The 17,491-nt window shown below is 50.8% G+C and carries 16 protein-coding genes and 1 tRNA gene; 11 read left to right on the top strand and 6 right to left on the bottom strand.

The window, feature by feature from the left end; all coding sequences use genetic code 11:
* From LZ463_RS28005 to LZ463_RS28015, 3 genes are all read left to right on the top strand, one after another.
* Nucleotides 1–293 (top strand): hypothetical protein (locus LZ463_RS28005; RefSeq protein ID WP_241459619.1); only part of this gene is annotated, 293 nt, incomplete at its 5' end.
* Between the two features lie 48 nt (nucleotides 294–341).
* The gene (gene alkB, locus LZ463_RS28010; RefSeq protein ID WP_241459620.1) at nucleotides 342–995 is read left to right on the top strand and encodes a DNA oxidative demethylase AlkB; all 654 of its coding nucleotides are present in this window, start codon (nucleotides 342–344) and stop codon (nucleotides 993–995) included.
* A 64-nt stretch (nucleotides 996–1,059) separates the two neighbouring features.
* Nucleotides 1,060–1,965: a 5'-nucleotidase gene (locus LZ463_RS28015; protein ID WP_241459621.1), complete on the top strand. Its 906-nt coding sequence runs from the start codon at nucleotides 1,060–1,062 to the stop codon at nucleotides 1,963–1,965.
* A 64-nt stretch (nucleotides 1,966–2,029) separates the two neighbouring features.
* Here LZ463_RS28015 and LZ463_RS28020 read toward each other — a convergent pair whose 3' ends face one another.
* Complete coding sequence (locus LZ463_RS28020; protein ID WP_277624202.1) at nucleotides 2,030–4,339, bottom strand: NADP-dependent malic enzyme; 2,310 nt, start codon at nucleotides 4,337–4,339, stop codon at nucleotides 2,030–2,032.
* Nucleotides 4,340–4,606: 267 nt separating this feature from the next.
* On the opposite strand from LZ463_RS28020, the gene LZ463_RS28025 reads away from it, so the two are divergent.
* The 5 genes from LZ463_RS28025 to LZ463_RS28045 all read left to right on the top strand — a co-directional run bounded on the left by LZ463_RS28025 (nucleotide 4,607) and on the right by LZ463_RS28045 (nucleotide 8,058).
* Nucleotides 4,607–5,086, top strand: coding sequence for a rubrerythrin family protein (locus LZ463_RS28025; protein ID WP_241459622.1), 480 nt, complete (start codon nucleotides 4,607–4,609; stop codon nucleotides 5,084–5,086).
* A 46-nt stretch (nucleotides 5,087–5,132) separates the two neighbouring features.
* Nucleotides 5,133–5,297 carry a rubredoxin gene (locus tag LZ463_RS28030; RefSeq protein ID WP_241459623.1) on the top strand — a complete coding sequence of 55 codons (165 nt, stop codon included), beginning with the start codon at nucleotides 5,133–5,135 and terminating at the stop codon, nucleotides 5,295–5,297.
* A gap of 9 nt (nucleotides 5,298–5,306) precedes the next feature.
* Nucleotides 5,307–6,341 (top strand): NAD(P)/FAD-dependent oxidoreductase, encoded by a 1,035-nt coding sequence (locus LZ463_RS28035; protein WP_241459624.1) that lies wholly within the window; start codon nucleotides 5,307–5,309, stop codon nucleotides 6,339–6,341.
* Between the two features lie 227 nt (nucleotides 6,342–6,568).
* Nucleotides 6,569–7,537 (top strand): thiamine-phosphate kinase, encoded by a 969-nt coding sequence (gene thiL / locus LZ463_RS28040; RefSeq protein ID WP_241459625.1) that lies wholly within the window; start codon nucleotides 6,569–6,571, stop codon nucleotides 7,535–7,537.
* Nucleotides 7,534–8,058, top strand: a complete 525-nt coding sequence (locus LZ463_RS28045) for a phosphatidylglycerophosphatase A family protein (protein WP_241459626.1) — start codon at nucleotides 7,534–7,536, stop codon at nucleotides 8,056–8,058. The genes thiL and LZ463_RS28045 overlap by 4 nt, the downstream gene beginning before the upstream one ends.
* Nucleotides 8,059–8,116: 58 nt before the next feature.
* On the opposite strand, the gene ntrC is transcribed toward LZ463_RS28045, so the two are convergent.
* From ntrC to glnA, 4 genes are all read right to left on the bottom strand, one after another.
* Complete coding sequence (gene ntrC, locus LZ463_RS28050; protein ID WP_241459627.1) at nucleotides 8,117–9,631, bottom strand: nitrogen regulation protein NR(I); 1,515 nt, start codon at nucleotides 9,629–9,631, stop codon at nucleotides 8,117–8,119.
* A 78-nt stretch (nucleotides 9,632–9,709) separates the two neighbouring features.
* Nucleotides 9,710–10,783 (bottom strand): nitrogen regulation protein NR(II), encoded by a 1,074-nt coding sequence (gene glnL / locus LZ463_RS28055; protein ID WP_241459628.1) that lies wholly within the window; start codon nucleotides 10,781–10,783, stop codon nucleotides 9,710–9,712.
* A 100-nt stretch (nucleotides 10,784–10,883) separates the two neighbouring features.
* Nucleotides 10,884–11,372 (bottom strand): DUF4124 domain-containing protein, encoded by a 489-nt coding sequence (locus LZ463_RS28060; protein ID WP_241459629.1) that lies wholly within the window; start codon nucleotides 11,370–11,372, stop codon nucleotides 10,884–10,886.
* 150 nt (nucleotides 11,373–11,522) lie between these two features.
* Nucleotides 11,523–12,938, bottom strand: a complete 1,416-nt coding sequence (gene glnA, locus LZ463_RS28065) for a type I glutamate--ammonia ligase (protein WP_241459630.1) — start codon at nucleotides 12,936–12,938, stop codon at nucleotides 11,523–11,525.
* Nucleotides 12,939–13,483: 545 nt separating this feature from the next.
* On the opposite strand from glnA, the gene LZ463_RS28070 reads away from it, so the two are divergent.
* The 3 genes from LZ463_RS28070 (at nucleotide 13,484) to LZ463_RS28080 (ending at nucleotide 17,113) form a co-directional block, all read left to right on the top strand.
* Nucleotides 13,484–16,396, top strand: coding sequence for a bifunctional diguanylate cyclase/phosphodiesterase (locus LZ463_RS28070; RefSeq protein WP_241459631.1), 2,913 nt, complete (start codon nucleotides 13,484–13,486; stop codon nucleotides 16,394–16,396).
* A 40-nt stretch (nucleotides 16,397–16,436) separates the two neighbouring features.
* Nucleotides 16,437–16,901, top strand: a complete 465-nt coding sequence (locus LZ463_RS28075) for a rhodanese-like domain-containing protein (protein ID WP_241459632.1) — start codon at nucleotides 16,437–16,439, stop codon at nucleotides 16,899–16,901.
* Between the two features lie 122 nt (nucleotides 16,902–17,023).
* A tRNA-Ser gene (locus LZ463_RS28080) sits at nucleotides 17,024–17,113 on the top strand.
* A gap of 54 nt (nucleotides 17,114–17,167) precedes the next feature.
* On the opposite strand, the gene LZ463_RS28085 is transcribed toward LZ463_RS28080, so the two are convergent.
* A complete protein-coding gene (locus LZ463_RS28085) occupies nucleotides 17,168–17,452 on the bottom strand; it encodes a hypothetical protein (protein ID WP_241459633.1) in 285 nt (94 codons plus the stop codon).
* Nucleotides 17,453–17,491 lie beyond the last annotated feature (39 nt).

Genomic DNA, 17,491 nt, shown 5'->3' on the forward strand with positions numbered 1-17,491 from the left:
ACATCGCTGCGAATCGTTTTGTTCGTCAGCAGCAGAGAAACGAGATTATGAAGCACTTCTTTTTATCTGTCAACACCCTGTTTTCTTCTTTTCGTTTCGATCAACTTTTTATCATCGATCTGCACTACTTCAGGTTGTTTCCAAACCCAGGCTTTTCCGCGGCATTTCTTTCGCTCAAACCCTGTTTTGCTTCACTTTCTACTCCCGCTCTTCAGCGGGAGGCGAACTATAGCAAATCCTCGGCCTGTTTTGCAAGAGAAATTTTCTCTATGAGCCAAACTTTCAAAAAATGAATTACGCTTATATATGACATGAGCCTATGAGCAAACAAAAGCAAGCCTATGAATTATTCACTCTTTGAAGACGCCAGCGATATACAACCCTGGGCAGAAACTATCTGCGAAGGTGCGGTAATACTCAGGCACTTTTCAGTAAGCCACGAAATTGCATTGCTGGATGGCATACAACAAATATTAAACAAGCACCCTTTCCGGCAAATGCGCACTCCTAATGGCCACCGCATGTCCGTTGCAATGACTTGCTGCGGCGAGGTTGGCTGGGTGTCCGACAGTGACGGATATCGTTACAGCACTGATGACCCGGAAAATGGCGAACACTGGCCAGCCATGCCAGATAGTTTTTATTCACTTGCTGTGCAAGCGGCACAAGAGGCCGGCTTTTCTGGCTTCACACCAGATAGCTGTCTGATCAATCAATATCAGGTGGGTTCACGCCTCAGTCTTCACCAGGACAAGGATGAAAGGAAATTTGGCGCACCTATCGTATCTTTTTCGCTGGGCATACCAGCAATTTTTCTTTTTGGTGGCATGCAACGTAATGATGCCACCCAGCGCTATCATCTGGTCCATGGTGATGTTGTAGTCTGGGGCGGCCCAGCCAGGTTGCGTTACCATGGTATAGCACCCATCAAGGAAGCAGCACACCCACTATTGGGCGCACAAAGAGTTAATCTGACGTTTCGTCAGGCTATGTAAATAGAGCAATGCTCAATGCTCAATGCTTTATCCCGCAATCAAATAACAAGACAAATAATTCCGTATGCCATTTTCGCTAGACAATCTCTTAGTTATAGGCATTTCTTCCCGCGCCCTGTTTGATCTGGAAGCGGAAGAAACTATTTTTCAGGAACAAGGCCTGGATGCCTATCGCCAGCACCAGCTCAAAGAAGAAAACAGCGTACTGAAACCAGGGGCAGCTTTCGCCTTGGTCAAAGCCCTGCTGAAACTCAATGAACTGACACCCGGCCACAGACTGGTGGAAGTAGTCATCATGTCGCGCAATTCGTCTGAGACTTCCTTGCGGATATTCAATTCCATCGCTCACTATGGTCTGGATATAACACGTGCCGCTCTGTCCGGCGGCTCACCATTGGCGCCCTACTTGCTGGCTTTCAATGTCAGTCTGTTTTTGTCCCTGCATGAAGATGATGTGCAAGCCGCCATCAACTCTGGCGTTGCCTCTGCAATGCTTTATCGCTTGCCAGAAAATGCTGCAGACCCGGAACAAATTCGCATTGCCTTTGATGGCGATGCCGTTATCTTCTCGGATGAGTCTGAACGCATTTATCAGGAACAAGGAGTCGAAGCCTTTGAACTGCACGAGAGAGAAAATGCTTTGAAACCCCTGCCAGAAGGGCCATTCGCCAGATTGCTGCTGGCCTTATCGTATTTGCAGAATAATTTTAAAACGCCAGATGGCCGAGCCTTCCCATTGCGCACTGCATTGGTAACCGCGCGAGCATCACCGGCACATGAACGTGTGATACGTACACTACGCGCCTGGAATATCGCAATAGACGAAACCTTCTTTATGGGTGGAGTCAACAAGTCCGCAGTGTTGGCGGCATTCAAACCACATATGTTTTTTGATGATCAGCATGGCCACTGCCTGCACGCATCGAATGTCGTACCGACCGGCCGCGTACCAGTAAAACAAGCGAGTTAAGAAATGCAAAAATGAAAAAGCCAGCCCTCACAATCAGGCTGGCTTTCTTACATCTGATAGAAGACTAGCGTTGCGCTACCGCATCCACGACACACAAAGCTGTCATATTAACGATACGGCGCACAGTTGCAGATGGCGTCAGGATGTGTACAGGCTTGGCGCAACCCAACAGGATTGGGCCGATTGCCACGTTATTACCGGCTGTTGTCTTCAACAGGTTATATGCAATATTGGCGGCGTCAATATTTGGCATCACCAGCAAATTGGCATCACTCTTCAATGAGGAGTCAGGCATCATTTTCCTGCGATAGCTGGTATCAAGTGCCGTATCGCCATGCATTTCACCATCTACCTCAAGATCTGGCGCATCACGCTGGATAATGGCCAATGCTGCACGCATTTTTTGTGCAGATTCGCTATTGCTGGAACCAAAATTTGAGTGAGACAGCAAGGCAGCCTTGGGCAGGATGCCAAAGCGGCGCATTTCTTCTGCTGCCAGGATGGTGATTTCAGCAATTTGCTCAGCTGTAGGATTTTCGTTGACATGCGTGTCCACCAGCACAAGTTGACGATCTGGAAGAACCAATCCATTCATGGCGGCATAAACGTTTACGCCTTCACGCTTGCCTAATACCTGGTTGATATAGTTGAGATGCAAACCGGTCGTGCCAAATGTTCCGCAGATCATGCCATCAGCGTCCCCCTTATGGATCATCATGGCGCCAATCAGGGAGTGGCGGCGGCGCATTTCCAGTTTGGCGTACTGTTCAGTAACACCCTTGCGACAAGTCATCTGGTGATAAGTCTGCCAGTAATCGCGATAACGCTCATCCTGCTCAGGGTTGATGACTTCGAAATCAACACCAGCCTTGATACGCAGGCCAAATTTTTCCACACGCTGGTCAAGAATGTGCGGACGTCCCACCAGGATAGGAGTCGCCAGCTTTTCGTCCACGATAACCTGCACTGCACGCAAGATTTTTTCTTCTTCGCCCTCGGCGAAGACAATACGCTTGCGATCAGCGGGCGCTTTTTTGGCGATCTGGAACAGCGGCTTCATGAACGTGCCGCTGTGATAGACAAATTGCTGGAGTTTTTCTACATACGCCTGCATGTCCTTGATGGGACGAGCTGCCACACCACACTCTTCTGCGGCCCTGGCAACTGCAGGTGCGATCTTGATCATCAGGCGTGGATCAAAAGGCTTGGGGATCAGATATTCTGGGCCAAAAGACAGATTGCTGATGCCGTAGGCTGACGCCACGATGTCAGACTGTTCTGCCTGAGCCAGTTCTGCAATCGCATGAACAACAGCAATTTCCATCTCACGCGTGATGGTCGTTGCGCCGCAATCGAGCGCGCCACGGAAAATGTAAGGGAAGCACAATACATTATTGACCTGGTTAGGGAAATCTGAACGACCGGTCGCCATGATCGCGTCATTACGAACAGCCTTGACTTCATCAGGCAAAATTTCTGGCGTAGGATTTGCCAAAGCCAGGATCAAAGGATTAGGAGCCATCAGCTTGACCATATCCTGTTTCAATACGCCGGCAGCAGACAAACCGAGGAAAATATCTGCATCAGGAATGACGTCGCGCAGGCTGCGGGCTGCCGTTTCTTGCGCAAAACGCTCTTTGTCCGGGTCCATCAATTCGACACGGCCTTTGTAGACCACGCCTGCCAGATCAGTCACAAAAATATTTTCCAGCGGGAAGCCCAAATCAACGATCAAATCCAGGCAAGCCAGGGCAGCCGCACCAGCACCGGAGACAACCAGCTTGGTATTCTTGATGGTCTTACCGACCACCTTCAAACCATTGAGTATGGCAGCACCAACAATAATGGCCGTACCGTGCTGGTCATCATGAAAGACCGGTATCTTCATGCGCTCACGCAGTTTGCGCTCTATATAGAAGCATTCTGGCGCCTTGATGTCTTCCAAGTTGATGCCGCCAAAAGTAGGCTCAAGCGAGGCGATGATGTCAACCAGCTTGTCAGGATCAGCCTCATTGATTTCTATGTCAAATACATCAATACCGGCAAACTTTTTGAACAATACGCCCTTGCCTTCCATCACAGGCTTGGAAGCCAGCGGGCCAATATTGCCCAGACCCAGCACCGCCGTGCCGTTGGTGATCACACCAACCAGATTGCCACGTGCCGTGTATTTGAAAGCTGCAGTCGGGTCGGCGACGATTTCTTCGCAAGGCGCCGCTACACCGGGGGAATAAGCCAGGGCCAGATCACGCTGATTCGTCAATTGTTTGGTGGGGGTAACACTGATTTTACCCGGCGTCGGACACTCATGATATTCCAGCGCCGCCTGACGCAATTGTTGACGTATTTGCTCTTTTTGATCTGACGAATCCATAGGGTCGGCCTTCTTTCTATTTTTGCTTACGGAAATCTTACTAGTGGTCTGTGATTCTAGCAGAGGGAACCCTCTAACTTTATACGTATTTGTACGACTCTTATGCTTTTGATGCATAACCAAATGCAATTTATTCTGCTAGACAAGTTTAAATAGCCAATAGCTATCAACTTAATAGAATCAATTATCTTTCAAAATCAATTATTAATATCTATCATTGCATTCACTTTGATAGCAAATGCAATCAGACAACCCAAGGAGAAGAATATGAGCACCCCAACCCAGGCATCTGTCACCATACAAAATCTTGAGTCCGCCTTCGCCGGTGAATCGATGGCTCACATCAAGTATCGCTACTTCGCCAGACTGGCCCGTGCGGCTGGGGCAATCGACATAGCGGAAGCCTTTGAAGCAACGGCAGAACAGGAAGTCATGCATGCCTTTGGTCATCTTGACTTGTTATATCCCAAAAACCAGTTGACGCCACAGCGCGCCCTGGAGATAGCCATAGAAGGTGAAACTTATGAATACACAGAAATGTATCCAAAATTCCGCCACCTCGCCGTGGAAGAAGGCAATTACGCGGCTGTCGCTGAATATGATGAGCAAATCGCCGAATCTAAAGAACACGCTGAAAACTTTATGCGGACTTTAGAAATCGCAGCCAAACGCTTTGCCGCACTGGCCAAGGTGGAAGAGCGCCACGCCAACCACTATCGCGCCGTACTGGAAGCCAACCAGACCTGAATGGCCGGACATGACAGCACATTTCACTTATCAAAACGAGGCAAATATGAAAACTTATCAATGCATAGTATGCGGCTTTATTTACGATGAATCACTGGGCCTGCCAGAGGAAGGTATCGCCGCAGGCACGCGCTGGGACGACATTCCGGCCGACTGGGCATGCCCGGACTGTGGCGTCGCCAAAGCTGATTTCGATATGATAGAAATCTGAAAGTACAACATGAAACCTGTCGCCATTATAGGAAGCGGACTGGCTGGCTACACAGTCGCCAGGGAATTTCGCAAGCTCGATAAAACCACGGCACTCTTGATCATCACCAATGATGACGGCGGGTTTTATTCCAAGCCCATGCTGTCAAATGCCTTTGCCCTTGGCAAGCAAGCACAGCAATTACAGAGCAAAACCGTGGAACAGATGGCGGCAGAACTCAATGCCACCATCCTGACCAGGGTTCAGGTCAGTAGCATCGACACCAATGCCAAAACGTTGCAATCCTCCATGGGTGAATTTGAGTATAGGCAACTGGTATTGGCTCTGGGTGCGCAGCCAATACGACTATCAATGGACGGTGACGCCGCCCAGCAGGTCTTGTCTGTCAACAATCTGGACGACTATGCGTTGCTACGCCAGAAACTGGAGTTGGCCGGCGACCATGCACGTGTCTGCATACTGGGAGCAGGCCTGATTGGCTGCGAATTCAGCGATGACCTGACCTCAGCAGGACACCAGGTTCATCTGATCGACCCCAATCACTTACCTCTGGCTGCAATCGCGCCGACAGCAGTTTCACAAGGTCTGTACGACGCATTGACCGCAAAAGGTGTAACTTTAAAACTTGGTACCAGCGCTACCCATATACAACAGCAGCAAGACTCGGGAATGCTGGTGACCCTGGCCAGCGGTGAACAGATTATTGCTGATGTCATTTTGTCAGCCGTAGGCTTAAGGGCCAATATAAACCTGGCACAAGCAGCCAATCTGCGCACAGATCGCGGCATCCTGGTCGATGAATATGGTGTAACCAGCGCCAGCGATGTATATGCCCTTGGGGATTGTGCACAATACCGTCTGGCAGATGGTCATCACACGCTGATGCCCTATGTCGCTCCCGTCATGGCCGCCGCCCGGGCAATCGCCCTTGGACTGACGGGCCAGGCAACAGCAATCGACATGAAACCGGCAGCAGTACTGGTGAAGACGCCAAGCTATCCTGTGGCGCTCATGCCACCAGCTACCAGCTACCAGCGCCAGTAAAGCAGGCAGGTGGGAATCTGAACAGAATGAAGGCATCACCACCAGTCGTTTTTTTGATGATAAAAATATCATGCGTGGATTTGCCCTGGCGCCACAAGACGCAAAATCAAGAAACGCCCTGATCAGCGAATATATGCAGGCCCAAACCACCGCAGCCTGAACAGCAAATATCGTGCAGAATATTGAAAGCCGGTTGAAACACTGGCTTCATTCGGTACAATGCGCGCATGCTTACCGAATTTGACCTGATCAAGCGCTATTTTGCGCAACACAGCATCCAAGACAGCCGCATAGCTCTGGGCATAGGCGATGATTGCGCCCTGCTCAATCCAAGTGCCGGCATGCAAATGGCCATTTCCAGCGACATGCTGGTATCGGGCCGCCATTTTTTCCCTGATGCAGACCCATTCATGCTTGGCCATAAGTGCCTGGCTGTCAATTTATCCGATCTGGCGGCGATGGGGGCAAAGCCATTGGCTTTTACCTTGGCTTTGTCACTGCCGCAAGCCGATCCCGCCTGGCTGTCCGAATTTTCACGCGGCTTGCTGGCCCTGGCTGATCAGCACCACTGTCATTTGATTGGCGGTGACACAACCAAGGGGCCATTGAATATCTGCATCACGATTTTTGGTGAGCTGCCGCCAGGCAGTGCCTTGCGCAGGGATGCTGCCAAGGCCGGCGACGACATCTGGGTGTCCGGCGACCTTGGCGATGCCAGGCTGGCGCTGGCGGGTTACTGGAAAGAAGTGGCACTTGATGAAGCTGCCCACCGGCTAGCCGCAACCCGCATGCATCAACCGACACCACGTGTCGCTCTTGGCATGGCCTTGCGTGGCATTGCCCATGCTGCACTCGATATTTCAGACGGGCTTGCGGGTGACCTTGGGCATATACTGGACAGGTCCGGTGTAGGCGCCAGCTTGATGCTGGATCAACTGCCCGCCGGCCCGGTATTGCAAACACAGCCGCTTGATTTGCGCAGACAATTTACCCTGAATGGTGGCGACGACTATGAACTCTGTTTCACAGCCCCAGCCAGCAACAGGCAGCAAGTCATCACTGCCGCCGCTCTTGTCCGGACCAGCATCACACGCATAGGCTGCATAGAAAAAAATCCAGGATTACGCTTGCTTGATAATCAGGGCAATAACGTAAATCTTGCCTATCAATCATTTGATCACTTCGTCAATCCATGACTACTTTGGAACAAGGGCAAACTGCCATGATCAACAAACCGGGCTGGCGCTTCATGCTTGGACACCCCGCCCATATCCTGGCGCAGGGGTTTGGCAGCGGCCTGTCACCCATCATGCCGGGCACTTCGGGTACCTTGTTTGCCTGGCTCAGCTTTGTGATGTTTTCCAGCCGCTGGCCGGATATTTTCAACAGCGCCAACTGGGCCATCGTCATCGTGGCGGGATTTTTTATCGGCATCTGGGCTTGCAAGGTCACTGGCAAAAACCTTGGCGTGGCGGATCATGGCAGTATGGTCTGGGACGAAATCATTGCCTTCTGGCTGGTCTTGTTACTGATCACACCTGCCAGCTGGCAAACCCAGACCTGGGCATTTTTGGGCTTCCGCTTTTTTGACATGGTCAAACCACCGCCGATTGGTTATTTCGACCACCGCTTCAAAGGTGGTTTTGGTGTCATGTGGGATGATATCGTTGCCGCCTTCTTTTGCCTGCTCTGCTTTGCCCTGGTTCGCGTTATCTGACAACAAAAATGGCTGCAACTGACAACAGTTAGCGGCCATTTTTCATCAGCTTGCACGATTATTCATCCTTGACGCCATCGATACCAAGTTCCTGTATCTTGCGGGTAATCGTATTGCGTCCTATGCCCAGGCGTATCGCCGCATCATTCTTGCGGCCATGCGTGTGACGTAATGCAGCCTTGATGACGACAGACTCAAAACTGCGGCCCAATTTATCGATCACTTCTGACTGCCCTTCTGCCAGCATCGCAGTAGCTTCTGCTTCGAGCAGGCTGATCCAGCTTTCACCGCTACGGTAGGCAGGTTTTTCCAGGTAGGTGCTGCCATTTGCCTGCGATGAAGCAGGCGTCATATACTCGCTGACCCTGACCTGGGATTCACTACCATGACCACCGGCAGGTAGTGCCGAACTCAAGGTGCCGGTCGGCACCAGATCCTGCGGCAAGTCAGGAACCTCTACAGTCTGGCCCGGTGCCATCACAGTGATCCAGTTGCACAGGTTTTCCAGTTGCCGGACATTGCCGGGAAAATCCAGGCTCGATAAAAACTGCAAGGCCGGTTCGGACATACGTTTGACATCAACCCCCAATTGCTTCGCACTTTGGGTCAGGAAGTATTTGGTCAGCAGGGGAATATCTTCACGACGCTCACGCAGGCTGGGCAGTCGCAGGCGTATCACGTTGAGACGGTGATACAAGTCCTCACGAAACAAACCTTCCCTGACCCGTGTTTCCAGATTCTGGTGGGTGGCGGCAATAACCCTGACATTGGCCTTCATCGGTTGATGCCCGCCAACACGGTAGAAATGCCCATCTGACAAAACCCGCAGCAAACGGGTCTGCAAATCAAATGGCATGTCACCAATTTCATCCAGGAACAGCGTGCCGCCTTCGGCCTGCTCGAAGCGGCCGCGTCTTGTCGTTTGCGCACCGGTAAAGGCGCCGCGCTCATGACCGAATAATTCAGACTCCAGCAAATCCTTGGGGATGGCTGCCGTATTGAGTGCAATGAAAGGTTGCGAAGCACGCGGGCTATGCTTGTGCAAAGCACGCGCCACCAATTCTTTGCCACTACCGGATTCACCCGTAATCAATACCGTCACGTTCGACTGTGACAAGCGGCCGATGGCGCGAAACACATCCTGCATGGCTGGCGCCTGACCCAGTATTTCCGGCGTCTCTGAAATACTCTGCTCTACACTGGATTCACGCAGGCTTTCATCGAGCGCGCGACGTATCAGCTCAACTGCTTTATCCAGATCAAAGGGCTTGGCCAGGTATTCAAAAGCTCCGCCCTGAAAAGCGGCCACCGCAGATTCCAGGTCAGAAAATGCCGTCATGATGATCACCGGCAGACCAGGATACTTGGCTTTCACTGTTTGCAATAATTCCAGGCCCGACGCGCCATGCATGCGTATATCAGAAACCAGTACCTGCGGCGTATCGCTTTGCAAGGCGTTCATGGCATCTCTTGCATTGGTGAAGCTGCGCGTCGCCAGGTTTTCTCTCGCCAGTGCTTTCTCAAGCACCCAGCGAATTGAATCGTCGTCGTCCACTATCCAGATTGGTTTCATATTCTCGTTCTGCAGTCTGTGTTAAGCATATCGATAGAAGGAGCACTTTTGGTGCAGCCACTTTTCAGCAACCTTATTTCAAGGTAGCGGTATCAGTATCCGGAAATCCGTGCACCCAGGCCGGCTTTCACATTCGATGACTCCCATATGCTGCTCAACGAAAGTTTGCGCCAGCGTCAACCCAAGTCCGCTACCACCTTCCTTGCCCGACACCAGCGGGTAAAAAATCCGGTTGCGAATCTCGGGCGGGATTCCCGGACCGTTATCAATGATATGCAAATCTAATGCCAGCCTGTAGCGCACCTTGGCCAGAGTAATCTGCCGCACCACACGTGACTTGAAAGTCAGCACTGCATCGCCCTGCCTGATTCTCTCGTTGAGGGCTTGCGCTGCATTGTGGGCGATGTTCAATACTGTCTGTATCAATTGTTCTTTGTCACCACGGAATTCAGGTATCGACAAATCATAGTCGCGCTTGATCATCAGCCCCTGTGGAAACTCCGCCACGATCAGACTCCGCACACGCTCGCAGACTTCATGAATATTCACGTCACCAACGATGTGCGGCAGGCGATGTGGCGCCAGTAAGCGATCTACCAGGGTCTGCAGGCGATCGGCCTCTTTGATGATGACCTGGGTATATTCGCGAAATTCACGCAGATGTCTTTCTGGCAGCTCCAGCTCCAGCAATTGTGCCGCGCCACGTATGCCGCCCAAGGGGTTCTTGATTTCATGCGCAAGGTTGCGAATGAGTTCTTTATTGGCCTTGCTCTGGTCGAGCATGCGTTCTTCCCGGTCCAGCTTGAGTTGCTGCACATTCTCACGCAATTCGATCAGTACAGGCGTATCGGGATTATCAAGCGCCGTAACGATGCTATGCACGTGCAAAGGTTCGCGCCCTGCCCGCTCCAATGTCAGATCCTGACGCTTGTCAGCAAACTGGTGCGCCACGGCCTGATGGAAGACGTCGATCAAGTCCTGTCCGTTCAGAAACAGGTCAGTCAACTTCAGATGGGTCAGCGACTTGAAGGAACTATCCAGCAGATTCTCTGCCGCAGCATTGGCAAACAAGATGCTGCCTTCTGCATCGAGTACGATGACTGCCGATGTCAGCAAGTCCAGTCCAGCGAAGGAAGTAAGTGGAGTATTCAAAAGATATCCATAAAAAAAGCCACAAAAAAAAGGCCGCACTAAGCGACCTTTACGCAAGCATCATGCCCGGATCAGGCTTTCACCCTTTCACATTAGCAATTTATTTTGCATTGGCAATTTCACGTTTTAGTGCTTCTATGTTTTTTTCGGTGCGCGCAATATCATCTTTCATCAAATTGGTGCGTTCCTGGTATTTGGCGAAATTTCTTTCATTACCCTGGCGCTCCGGCTCACCATTATTGTAATCTTTCTTCAAACCCGCGAGCTTTTGTTCTTCATTTTTCAATTCTTCCTGCAAGATCAGCTTGCGATCGGAATCCCTGGCTTTTTGCGTACCTTCATCCACTTTAGGGAAATCATTCGGGCTGCTGGCAGGTTTGCCCTGCGGTTTTTTACCGGCCGCAGGAATGGCAGGAGACGGCACTACTGTAATATCCTGCAAGTCCATTTTCTTGCAACCTTTCCCTCCGCCCTTGTTTTGATATAACTTCTTGCCATTTTCATCAATGCACACATACACGTCCCCCTGTGCATGGGCGAATGCTTGCACGCCAATAAAAAGTATCAATCCTGACAATAGTCGATTCATAGTAAAGCAATAATCAATAACAGGCTTGTAGTGTATGCGATGCAGCTCTGCAACACAAATGCGAAAAAATTAGCATTTGTAACAAAAAAAGCGGGGTTGCCCCCGCTTTTTTGCATTTCCAGCTGCTTTTTCAGTAATCCATTCAACAGTTTACAGAGAGTAATACATGTCGAATTCAACAGGATGAGTTGTCATGCGGAAGCGTTGTACTTCTTGCATTTTCAAATCAATGTAAGCATCGATCATGCTGTCGCTGAATACACCACCGCGTGTCAGGAACTCACGGTCTTTGTTCAATGCATCCAGTGCTTCTTCCAGAGAAGCGCACACTGTTGGGATCAATGCGTCTTCTTCTGGTGGCAAATGATACAGATCTTTGCTGGCTGCTTCGCCAGGGTGGATCTTGTTCTGGACACCGTCCAGACCTGCCATCATCAGTGCAGAGAAGCACAGGTATGGGTTAGCCAGTGGATCAGGGAAACGTGTTTCAATACGGCGGCCTTTTGGATTGGCGACGTAAGGAATACGGATGGAAGCAGAACGGTTACGTGCAGAGTAAGCCAGTTTCACTGGAGCTTCATACCCTGGAACCAGACGCTTGTATGAGTTGGTGCCTGGGTTAGTGATCGCATTGAGTGCTTTGGCATGCTTGATGATACCGCCGATGTAGTACAGGGCGAAATCAGACAAGCCGGCATAGCCGTCACCAGCAAACAGGTTTTTACCGTCTTTCCAGATGGATTGATGTACGTGCATGCCAGAACCGTTGTCGCCAACGATAGGCTTAGGCATGAAAGTCGCTGTCTTGCCATAGGTATGGGCAACATTCCAGACCACGTATTTCAGGTTTTGCGTCCAGTCAGCGCGCTCTACCAGAGTAGAGAATTTGGTGCCGATTTCGTTCTGGCCAGCGCCGGCCACTTCATGGTGATGTACTTCAACCGGGATGCCCAGGGATTCCAGGATCAGGCACATTTCAGAACGCATGTCCTGGAAGCTGTCGACTGGAGGAACAGGGAAATAACCACCTTTGACGCTAGGACGATGACCAGTGTTGCCGCCTTCCAGTTTTTCGCCTGTAGTCCAGGAAGCTTCATCAGAATCAATCTTGACGAAGCAGCCAGACATGTCCACTTTCCAGCGTACGCTGTCGAAAATGAAGAATTCTGGCTCTGGACCAAAGTAAGCGGTGTCGCCAATACCAGAAGATTTCAGGTAGGCTTCAGCACGTTTCGCGATGGAACGTGGGTCGCGGTCATAGCCTTTACCATCAGATGGTTCGATCACGTCACATTGCATGAACAATGTGGTTTCTTCAAAGAATGGATCGATATTGGCAGTATTAGGATCAGGCATCAGCAACATGTCAGATGCTTCAATACCTTTCCAGCCAGCGATGGACGAGCCGTCAAATGCGTGGCCAGATTCGAATTTATCGATGTCGAACTGGGAAATTGGAACAGTCACGTGCTGTTCTTTGCCTCGGGTATCAGCAAAGCGAAAATCAACGAACTTGACTTCGTTATCTTTCGCCATTTTCAAGACTTCTGCGGCTGTCATTGCCATGTGAAACTCCTCTGAGAGCTAAAAATAAATTCGGAAATTGCTGAGCCCTGCGCCTGCCAGTTTTGTGCAATCTCGCGCAATAGACAAACCAGCACTTATCTACAGCAATTTCACCCGGCGGCTAAACTCAATAGAAGATGATAGCAGAAACCATGCCATCATCCAGATCAGTCATATATAAATACCAAATCTGTTAAATGCTTGTTTTTGTGGCGTTTTCCCAAGCAAGTCCTCAACAGGGCTGTACAATATCGCACAACAAAAAGCACCAAAATAGAGCATGCATGAATTAATGCACCATTTTAGATCATTTATGCTGATAGATCACAATATTGCATTGTTTTGGTGCATGGCCAACAGAATAGCTCATTGACAAGTAGATAGCCACATTCATTACACACTTTTCACCGCCGGGTAATGTCGGATCAATAATATTGATACAAATCAATTTCTGATTATATATATCTGATTGGCTGCGACTCTAAATTAGACTGTCAGCAACTTTCCCGGGCTGTATTACTTCTCCCGACAATTCTTGATTTATTATGCCGCGCCATCCTTACTTGCGTAAGCCCTTCCTGTTTGCCGCACTGACTTTTACCCTATCCATACTGGTAGGTAGCGCCATTATTCACAAATTGAATGAAAGCGCAGACAAGGAAGACCATTTGCTTGCTTACGATCTGGCACGCACCCAGGCAAATGTCTTGCAAACCAATATGCACAAGGCCCTGTCCGCCACTTATGCCCTGGCTGCAATGGTGGCAGACAGCAATGGCAGGGTAAGGCATTTCGGGCGCTTTGCCGACAAGATCCTGCAATATCACCCGCAAATTACCGCTCTTTATCTGGCGCCTGACGGGATCACTAGCGATGTCGCCCCCACGGACTGGCGGGCCGACGGGATAGGTATCGATTTGCTGACAGACCCCATACGCAAGACTGAGGCACAGCTTGCACGCGACAGTCATCAGTTGACGCTGGCCGGGCCACTGCCGCTTACGCATGGCGGCACCGGTATCGTCGCGCGCCTGCCCGTTTATCTGGAAGACCTCATTGATGCCAACAAAGAAGCAGAGTTCTGGGGATTGATTTCTGCTGTCATTGACTTGAAAGCCGTATTGGCAGATGCCGGCCTGGCCAAACTGATCTCACGCGGCTATGACTATGAGTTGTGGCATATCAATGCCAACACCCATCTTAAACAGGTAATAGAAAAGTCACCTGACTTCAAACCCGGACAAAACATCAGCTATATCATCAAATTACCCAATGCAGAGTGGACGCTGGAACTGGCACCAAGACAAGCCATCGTATCAAGCATGCGACCACTCGTGAATTACACGATAGGCCTATTATTCAGCTTCATGCTGGCTTACCTGGTAAAGCTCTTGCTGGAGGCGCGCGGACAAAGAAGAAGTCTCAGGAAAATCATCAACAGCAGGACAGCAGAACTGGCGCAGCGCGAAACCGATTTGCGTCGCGCCCAGCGCATTTCAAAAACGGGCAACTGGAGCATTGGAGAGCACACTCAGGCATGGCGCTACTCTGACGAAGCATGCCGCATTTTAGGCTACACCCCCGGCGATCAGATTGATTGCATGAGTCTGATGCAAAGAATACATCCAGATGACATCCCGGAAGTCAGGCACTTCTGGAACAAAGTGCAAAGCGGCGAAGATGCTGCAATTGAACACCGCATCATCCTGAACGGAGAAGTCCGCTGGCTGCACTCACAATATGAAGCCCAGAGTGCCCGGCACATGGGCACAGTACAGGACATTACCGAACGCAAGCGGGTCGAAGAAGACTTGCGCATCGCAGCCATTGCCTTTGAGGGGCAGGAAGGCATGGTCATCACTGATGAGCATCGCACCATACTGCGTGTCAATCACGCTTTTACCCGCATTACTGGCTATAGTCGTGAAGAGGCATTAGGCAAACAGACCAGCTTATTGAAATCAGGCCTGCATGGCGCCAGCTATTATGAAGACATGGGCAAGCAACTGGAAGCCAACGCCTACTGGCAAGGAGAAATCTGGAATCGCCGGAAAAATGGTGAAGTCTATCCTGAATGGCTGACCATCACTGCCGTAAAAGCCCCGAACGGCAAGGTCGTCAACTATGTTGCCACCATGCTTGACATCACCCAGAGAAAAGCCACCGAAGCAAAACTCGAACACCTGGCCTATCACGATCCCCTGACGGGCCTTGCGAATCGCCGTCTGCTGATAGACCGCCTGCAGCACAGCCTGCTGGCAAAGAGTCGCTCCAATATGTATGGTGCTGTCCTGTTTCTGGATCTGGATAATTTCAAGACCATCAATGACAGCAGCGGTCATGGCAAGGGTGACATGCTACTGCAAGTGGTCGCCAAACGACTGGCGCACAGCATACGCAAGGGTGACACACTGGCCAGATACGGAGGTGATGAATTTGTCCTGCTACTGGAAGAACTGAGTGACAACATCAGGGAAACCGCCATAGAAGCACGTCTTATCACCAGCAAAATCCTTGCAGACCTTGGAGTCCCGTATGACCTTGACCATTTCGAATGTCACAGCAGCGCCAGCATAGGCGTTACCCTGTTTGACAAACAGAGCACATCAGCTGAAGAGTTATTGCAGCAAGTTGAAGTTGCCATGTATGAGGCCAAGTCCGGCGGTGGCAATGGCTTCCGCTTTTTCGACAAAGACATGCTCGATATCGTCAATACCCGTGCCGCAATGGAAGCAGATATGCGCCAGGGCTTGCTACAGGAACAATTCGTCCTGTATTACCAGCCCCAGGTCAGCAATACCGGCATGGTTACCGGCGCGGAGGCGCTGGTGCGCTGGATGCATCCTCAAAGAGGCCTGGTGCCACCGTCCGAGTTTATTCCGCTGGCAGAAGAGTCTGGTCTCATATTGAGCCTGGGTGCCTGGATACTCAGCACAGCCTGCGCCAAACTGGCTGAATGGCAAAATACTGCCCATCAACAACACATGACATTGGCAGTCAATGTCAGCGCCCGCCAGTTCAGGCAAAGCGACTTTGTCACCCAGGTATTGGATAACATCGCCAGTCATCATATTGATGCCCGCAAACTCAAACTGGAGCTGACCGAAAGTCTGCTCGTCGACAATGTAGAAGACACCATAGGCAAGATGAACCAGCTAAAAGCCCTGGGCGTGGGATTTTCGCTTGATGATTTTGGCACTGGTTACTCGTCCCTGTCCTACCTGAAGCGCCTGCCCCTGGACCAACTCAAGATAGACCAGTCTTTTGTACGCGATATTCTGAACAATAACAATGATGCCGTCATTACCAAAACCATCATCGCACTTGGCCAGAGCCTGGGCCTGGCCGTCATTGCAGAAGGTGTGGAAACCGCCGCACAACGTGATTTTCTGTATCAGCAAGGTTGTCTCGCCTATCAAGGTTACCTGTATGGCAAACCCAGCGCCAATTTGATATAAACTAGTCAAGAACGACACATCATCAACGAAAGGAGAATACATGTCTGCAGAAACCACGCTTCAACTGGCACGTCAGCGCGGCCTGGACCTGGCACTGAATTTTGCCGGCGCAGTCACGGCGCAAGAAGCCTACGACTTGTTGCAGAACGACAGCAAGATCCTGCTCGTCGATGTGCGCACCAATGCAGAACGCGACTGGGTAGGCAGGGTCAGCATCAATGCGGCGCAACACCTGGCTGTGCAATGGAGTCTCTACCCTGGCGGCGCACCCAACCCGGAGTTCATGACCCAGCTACAAGCCTGCGCCCCTGACAAGCAAAGCACCATTCTCTTCCTCTGCCGTTCCGGCGTGCGCTCAAGGCATGGCGCCAAGCTGGCGACAGAAAATGGCTACCTTCATTGTTACGACATACTCCAGGGTTTTGAAGGTGACAAAGACGAAGCAGGTCACCGGAAAACAGTAGGCGGCTGGTGCCACGCCGGCCTGCCATGGCTGGGCGCCTGATAGAGATTTGAACCGATATTGAAAGTGCAATTTTGAAAAAACAAGAAAAAGCTTCCAAATCAAAGATTCCTTTGCTAGAATAGCGGACTTCGCTGTTACGGCAAATAAGAGCGAAGTTAGCAGGAGAGGTGGATGAGTGGTTTAAGTCACACGCCTGGAAAGCGTGCGTAGGTTAATCCCTACCGGGGGTTCGAATCCCCCCTTCTCCGCCAGAACATATAAAAAGCCCCCTGACAATCAGGGGGCTTTTTATTTTTGCGGAGCCGTTATAAAAGTAAAGTCATGGGCGTGCAATCCGGCCGCCGTGCAGCGGCGGATTGAAATAATTGTGGCGGACATTGACCTTCAACTGACCCAGCACATTCACCGCCTGCGCGCAGCACTTCATCGGCAAAGATATTGATAATGTAATCGGCAAGCATGACTTCGTCACTAGCTTCCGCCAGTGTCTTGCCTTCTTCTCGCGCCAATAGATCCATCAGCTCCAGCCGTCGAGCGATGATTTCGCTGCCAGCAGCGCCAGGCAACAGACCAGCCTGGCAGCGCGGCATGCGCGACTGCAATTGCCTGTCGCACCTGTTTCAGGTCAG

The organism is Undibacterium paludis, from assembly GCF_022568815.1.
Lineage (GTDB): Bacteria > Pseudomonadota > Gammaproteobacteria > Burkholderiales > Burkholderiaceae_D > Undibacterium.

Excerpts from the sequence above, each read along its gene's own strand:
- alkB (WP_241459620.1), top strand. The coding sequence starts at position 342 with ATGAATTATTCACTCTTTGAAGACGCCAGCGATATACAACCCTGGGCA.
- LZ463_RS28015 (WP_241459621.1), top strand. The coding sequence starts at position 1,060 with ATGCCATTTTCGCTAGACAATCTCTTAGTTATAGGCATTTCTTCCCGC.
- LZ463_RS28020 (WP_277624202.1), bottom strand. The coding sequence starts at position 4,339 with ATGGATTCGTCAGATCAAAAAGAGCAAATACGTCAACAATTGCGTCAG.
- LZ463_RS28025 (WP_241459622.1), top strand. The coding sequence starts at position 4,607 with ATGAGCACCCCAACCCAGGCATCTGTCACCATACAAAATCTTGAGTCC.
- LZ463_RS28030 (WP_241459623.1), top strand. The coding sequence starts at position 5,133 with ATGAAAACTTATCAATGCATAGTATGCGGCTTTATTTACGATGAATCA.
- LZ463_RS28035 (WP_241459624.1), top strand. The coding sequence starts at position 5,307 with ATGAAACCTGTCGCCATTATAGGAAGCGGACTGGCTGGCTACACAGTC.
- thiL (WP_241459625.1), top strand. The coding sequence starts at position 6,569 with ATGCTTACCGAATTTGACCTGATCAAGCGCTATTTTGCGCAACACAGC.
- LZ463_RS28045 (WP_241459626.1), top strand. The coding sequence starts at position 7,534 with ATGACTACTTTGGAACAAGGGCAAACTGCCATGATCAACAAACCGGGC.
- ntrC (WP_241459627.1), bottom strand. The coding sequence starts at position 9,631 with ATGAAACCAATCTGGATAGTGGACGACGACGATTCAATTCGCTGGGTG.
- LZ463_RS28060 (WP_241459629.1), bottom strand. The coding sequence starts at position 11,372 with ATGAATCGACTATTGTCAGGATTGATACTTTTTATTGGCGTGCAAGCA.
- glnA (WP_241459630.1), bottom strand. The coding sequence starts at position 12,938 with ATGGCAATGACAGCCGCAGAAGTCTTGAAAATGGCGAAAGATAACGAA.
- LZ463_RS28070 (WP_241459631.1), top strand. The coding sequence starts at position 13,484 with ATGCCGCGCCATCCTTACTTGCGTAAGCCCTTCCTGTTTGCCGCACTG.
- LZ463_RS28075 (WP_241459632.1), top strand. The coding sequence starts at position 16,437 with ATGTCTGCAGAAACCACGCTTCAACTGGCACGTCAGCGCGGCCTGGAC.
- LZ463_RS28085 (WP_241459633.1), bottom strand. The coding sequence starts at position 17,452 with ATGCCGCGCTGCCAGGCTGGTCTGTTGCCTGGCGCTGCTGGCAGCGAA.